The following is a 4921-nucleotide window of genomic DNA, read 5'->3' on the forward strand; positions in this document are numbered from 1 at the left end:
CGAGGCGGAGGCGCAGGCGCTGCTCGCTAAGGCCGAGACCGACGCCGCCGACCTGGTCGAGCGCCGCGGGCGCATGGCCGAGGACAAGATCGGTGCCGCCGAGCGCGCCGCCGTCGCCGAGGTCCGCGCCCGTGCCGCCGATGCGGCGATCCATGTTGCCGGCGCACTGATCGCCGAGCAGCACGGTGCCGCTGCCGACCGCGCGCTGGTCGATCGCAGCATCGCGGGGCTGGGTCGCCCCAACTGAGCGATCGCTGCGGCTTTGCCTGGCAGCGTTCGGCGAGCTACAGCAAGGCGGCCGGTAGATCCACCGGTGCGTTTGCGAGTCTCAGCATGTCGATCCGCCTGATCCTGCCAGCCATCGCCCTCCTCGCCACCGCCGCGACCAGCCAGCAATCGCCCGTCGACAAGGCCAGGACCTTCACGCTGGACGGGCTCGCGCCAGGCCCGGCACCCACCGCTGACGCCTCGCCCACCGGTGCGGCACCGCAGCCTGCCCCCACGCTGGCCGTCCCCGCCAGTCCCGAAAGCGCGGCGGTCGTGTCCCCGCCCACCGAGCCGATGCCGGTGATCCGTGCCGTCTTCACCCTCGACACGCCGATCCAGGATCTGATCGCCAACCTTGGCGCAAAGGCGGTGCTCGACAAGGACCTGCCCGGGATGAGCGACGACGAGAACCTCGACAAGTTCAAGACGCTCAGCCTGCACGGCCTCCAGCCGCAGACCGGCGGCCAGTTGACCGATGCCATGCTCGCGAAGGTGGCGGCGGACCTCGACGTGCTGGGCGGCGGCTCGAACGCGGCGATGACGCCTGCGCCGCTGCTCAAGCCCGGCAACGCCAAGCGCAACGGCGACGGCACGCGCTAGTCCACCCTAGCCGCCGGAATCCCGCCGTCCTACATGGCTGTTGATGTCGTCTTATGGCCCTCCCACCCGCTTCAACGAGGAGCAGGCGACCTTCACCGTCCGCGGGTCGGACACGCCCGACCTCGCCGCGGGGGTGGCGGCGATCCGCAACGTGCTGGCGACGCTGCCGACCCGGCCGGGCGTGTACCGGATGCAGGACGCGCGCGGCGACGTGCTGTACGTCGGCAAGGCACGGGCGCTCAGGCACCGCGTCACCAACTATACCCAGGTCGACCGCCTGCCCAAGCGGTTGCAGCGCATGGTCGCGCAGACCCGGTCGATGACGATCGTCACGACCAACAACGAGGCCGAGGCGCTGCTGCTCGAAGCGCAGCTGATCAAGCGCTACCGCCCTGCTTACAATGTGCTGCTGCGCGACGACAAATCCTTTCCTTTCATCTTGTTGCGGCAGGATCATCAGTTCCCGCGGATACAGAAGCATCGCGGCGCGCGGCGCGCGAAGGGCGACTATTACGGTCCTTTCGCCAGCGCAGGTTCGGTCAACAACACGTTGAATGCGTTGCAGAAACTGTTCCTGCTCCGCTCCTGCACCGACGGTTTCTTCAAGACCCGCGACCGGCCGTGCCTGCTCTACCAGATCAAGCGCTGCTCGGCGCCGTGCACCGGCCGGATCGACGATGCCGGCTATGCCGAGCTGGTCGGCGACGCCAAGAACTTCCTCGCCGGCAAGGCGACCGACGTTCAGGCCAAGCTCGGCACCCAGATGGAAGCGGCGGCCGAGGCGATGGACTTCGAGCGGGCAGCGATGATCCGCGACCGGCTCAAGGCGCTGACCTTCGTCCAGGGCACGCAGTTCATCAATGCCGAGGGGATCGGCGATGCCGACATCTTCGCGCTGGCGTGCAAGGACGGGGTGGTCGGCATCCAGGCGTTCTTCATCCGCGGCGGGCAGAACTGGGGCCATCGCAGCTTCTTCCCAACCCATGTCGCCGATGTGCCCGAGGACGAGGTGCTGAGCGCGTTCCTGACCCAGTTCTACGAGGAGGTGCCGCCCGCGCGCACCGTGTTCGTCGACCGCGAGCTGCCTGAGGCGGAACTGCTGGCGGAGGTTTTCGCCACCCAGGCTGGGCGCAAGGTCGAGCTGTCGGTCCCCCAGCGCGGCACTCGCCGGCGGCTGCTCGACCAGGCCAAGCGCAATGCCGAGGAGGCGCTGGAGCGGCGGCTGGCGGAGTCGACCACCCAGGCGAAGCTGCTGCGCGAGGTCGCCGAGCTGTTCGAGCTGGCCGAGTCGCCCGACCGCATCGAGGTCTACGACAACAGCCACATCCAGGGCACCAATGCCTTGGGGGCGATGGTCGTCGCCGGGCCGGAAGGGTTCCGCAAGGGCCAGTATCGCAAGTTCAACATCAAGGGCAACGAGGCCCGCACCGACGATGACTTCGGCATGATGCGCGAGGTGTTCCGCCGCCGCTTCGCCCGCCAGCTGGAGGAAGCACCCGACCGCGACGACGCCACCTGGCCCGACCTGGTGCTGATCGACGGCGGCCGCGGCCAGCTCAACGCCGCCAAGGCGATCCTGGAGGATCTGGGCATCGAGGACGTCTGCATGGTCGGCGTCGCCAAGGGACCGGACCATGGCCGCGAAGGGCGCGAGGTGTTTCACCTGATGGACGGGCGCGAGCTGACCCTGCCGGTCAACGCGCCGGTGTTGTTCTACCTCCAGCGGCTGCGCGACGAGGTCCATCGCTTCGCGATCGGCGCGCACCGCGAGAAGCGCGCCAAGGCGATCGGCGCGAGCCCGCTGGATGAGGTGCCGGGCATCGGCCCGGCGCGCAAGAAGGCGCTGCTGATGCATTTCGGCACAGGCCGCGCCGTGCGCAACGCCAGCCTGGAGGACCTGCAGCGCGCGCCCGGCGTATCGGCTGCGGTGGCGCAGCAGGTGTATGATTTCTATCATGCGCGGTGAGGGTGATCCGACTGCTTAGCCGATTGTTCACCGCCGCCGCCTAGAGCGGCGCGATGACCTCGGTCTTCCTCACCGTCGACACCGAGTTCGCGTGGCGTCACCATGCCGCCGGGCTGGATATTGCGACGATCTATCAACGCTCGGTCGAGCCGGCCGGGGTGGGCTTGACCCACCACCTCGACCTGCTGGCGCGGCATGGCCTCAAGGCGTGCTTCTTCGTCGATCCGATGCCGGCGATGGTCTATGGCCTGAAGCCGGTCGCGCGCATGGTCGAGGCGATCCTGGCGGCGGGGCAGGAGGTGCAGCTCCACTGCCACGCCAACTGGGCGGGCGCGCGGGCAGGCGATCGCGGCGCAAGCTATGCGCGGTTCAACCTCAACGAATATGGTCTGGCCGAGCAGACCGACCTGCTGGCGGGCGCGCGCGATCTGCTGGTGGCGGCGGGAGCGCCCACACCGATTGCGTTCCGCGCGGGGGCCTATGCGGCCAATGACGACACGCTGGCGGCACTGGCCTCGCTCGGCTTCGAATATGACAGCAGCCATAATGGCCTCTACCCCGGCGGCATCGGCCTGCCGCGCGACCTGATCGCGCCGACCCTGCGTGCCGGACTGATCGAGCTGCCGGTGACGCTGATCGAGGACCTGCCCGGCTCGCTGCGGCCGTTCCAGATCTGCGCGCTGTCGAGCGGCGAGAGCGGGCAGGCGCTGGCCCATGCGGCGCGCGAGAAGCACGCCGCGGTGACGATCGTCAGCCACAGCTTCGAGCTGGCCAATCGCCTCGGTACCGGCGTCAACGCGGTGCATGTGCGGCGCTTCGACGCGCTGTGCGCGATGTTGGCCGCCAGCCATGCGGTGCTGCCGACGGTGCATTTCGCCGACCGCCCGGCGCTGGCGCTAGGGCAGGACGATCGGCCGCTCGCGGCGGCACGACTGCGGACGCATTGGCGACAGGCGGAGCAGCTCTGGTCTAACATTTTCGCCGAGCGGGCGGCGTGACCGCGGCCGTCCTGCCGCTGAAGTTCCAGGTCGGTGCGCGGACGCTGGCGGCGGTGCCGCGCCGGCTGGTGCGGGTGGCGCTGTCGCTGGATGAGGTGCTGGGCTGGCGCGTGCCGGTGCTGCCGGTGCTGAGTCCGGGTGAGGATGGTTATCTCGTCACCTCGCTGCCGGTCGATCGGATGCAGGCGATCCATGCGCCCGGCCTGCTTGTCCGGGTGCGGCAACGCTATCGTCGGTATTGGATCGACCTGACCGCGGGCGAGGCGGCGTGGCTTGCCGGCCTGTCGGCGAACGCGCGCGCCGGGTTGAAGCGCAAGGCCAGGAAGCTGGCGGCGATGCCGGGCTTTGCGATCACCCGCCATGCCGCGCCGGACGAGATCGCGGCGTTTCATCCGCTCGCCCGCGCGGTGTCGGCGACAACCTATCAGGAACGGCTGCTGGGCAGCGGCCTGCCCGCCGAACCGGCGGGGCTGGTCGCGCTCGCCGCCGCCGATCGGGTGCGCGCCTGGCTGTTGTGGCTGGACGGCGCACCCGTCGCCTATCTGGCCTGCACGGCCGATGGCGCGACGTTGCGCTACGATCATGTCGGCCACGATCCTGAGCGCGGAAGCTTGTCGCCGGGTAGCGTGCTGCAGGCGGAGGCGCTGCGCGACCTGTTAGCGGAAGGGCGGTTCGCGCGGTTCGACTTCACCGAAGGCGAGGGGCAGCACAAGCGCGGCCTCGCCACCGGCGGCGTCGAGTGCGTCGACCTGCTGCTGCTGCGGCCGACGCTCGTCAACCGGGCGACGCTCGCCGCGCTGGCGCTGTTCGACCGCAGTGTTACCCTCGCTAAGCGGGCCGCTACGCATCCGGCCGCCGCACGACTGGCGAAGCGGGTGCGCCGCTAGCCGCATCCCGCTAGGGTGCGCGCGATGCACCTTCATAGCGACGCCATCATCCTGTCGGTGCGCGGCCATGGCGAGCATGGCGCGATCGTGCGGGCGCTGACGCCGGCGGACGGCATCCAGCCGGGCTATGTTCGCGGCGGTCGCTCGCGCCAGCTGCGGCCGGTCCTGCAGCCGGCCAACACCGTCCGCGCCGAGTGGCGGGC

Annotated in this window: 5 protein-coding genes and 1 pseudogene; all 6 read left to right on the forward strand. The window is 69.9% G+C overall.

Translation table 11 applies throughout. From position 1 onward, the window contains the following. Positions 1-247 (forward strand): annotated as a pseudogene (locus tag HUU96_RS11220) (hypothetical protein); the annotation flags it as partial. Between the two features lie 86 nt (positions 248-333). Next, a complete protein-coding gene (locus HUU96_RS11225; protein WP_174292883.1) occupies positions 334-867 on the forward strand; it encodes a hypothetical protein in 534 nt (177 codons plus the stop codon). 43 nt (positions 868-910) lie between these two features. Next, positions 911-2833 (forward strand): excinuclease ABC subunit UvrC, encoded by a 1923-nt coding sequence (gene uvrC, locus HUU96_RS11230; protein ID WP_174292884.1) that lies wholly within the window; start codon positions 911-913, stop codon positions 2831-2833. A gap of 53 nt (positions 2834-2886) precedes the next feature. Continuing rightward, positions 2887-3831 (forward strand): polysaccharide deacetylase family protein, encoded by a 945-nt coding sequence (locus HUU96_RS11235; RefSeq protein ID WP_174292885.1) that lies wholly within the window; start codon positions 2887-2889, stop codon positions 3829-3831. Next, on the forward strand, positions 3828-4718 hold the full coding sequence (locus HUU96_RS11240; protein WP_174292886.1) for a GNAT family N-acetyltransferase: 891 nt from the start codon (positions 3828-3830) through the stop codon (positions 4716-4718). Before HUU96_RS11235 ends, HUU96_RS11240 begins: the two co-directional genes overlap by 4 nt. 24 nt (positions 4719-4742) lie before the next feature. Beyond that, on the forward strand, positions 4743-4921 hold a 179-nt coding region (locus tag HUU96_RS11245), incomplete at its 3' end, for a recombination protein O N-terminal domain-containing protein (protein WP_174292887.1).

The organism is Sphingomonas bacterium (assembly GCF_903644135.1).
Classification (GTDB): Bacteria; Pseudomonadota; Alphaproteobacteria; order Sphingomonadales; family Sphingomonadaceae; genus Sphingomonas.

Bases quoted from the DNA above. Each gene is read 5' to 3' on its own strand.
- HUU96_RS11235 (WP_174292885.1), top strand. From the start codon at position 2,887: ATGACCTCGGTCTTCCTCACCGTCGACACCGAGTTCGCGTGGCGTCAC.
- HUU96_RS11225 (WP_174292883.1), top strand. From the start codon at position 334: ATGTCGATCCGCCTGATCCTGCCAGCCATCGCCCTCCTCGCCACCGCC.
- uvrC (WP_174292884.1), top strand. From the start codon at position 911: ATGTCGTCTTATGGCCCTCCCACCCGCTTCAACGAGGAGCAGGCGACC.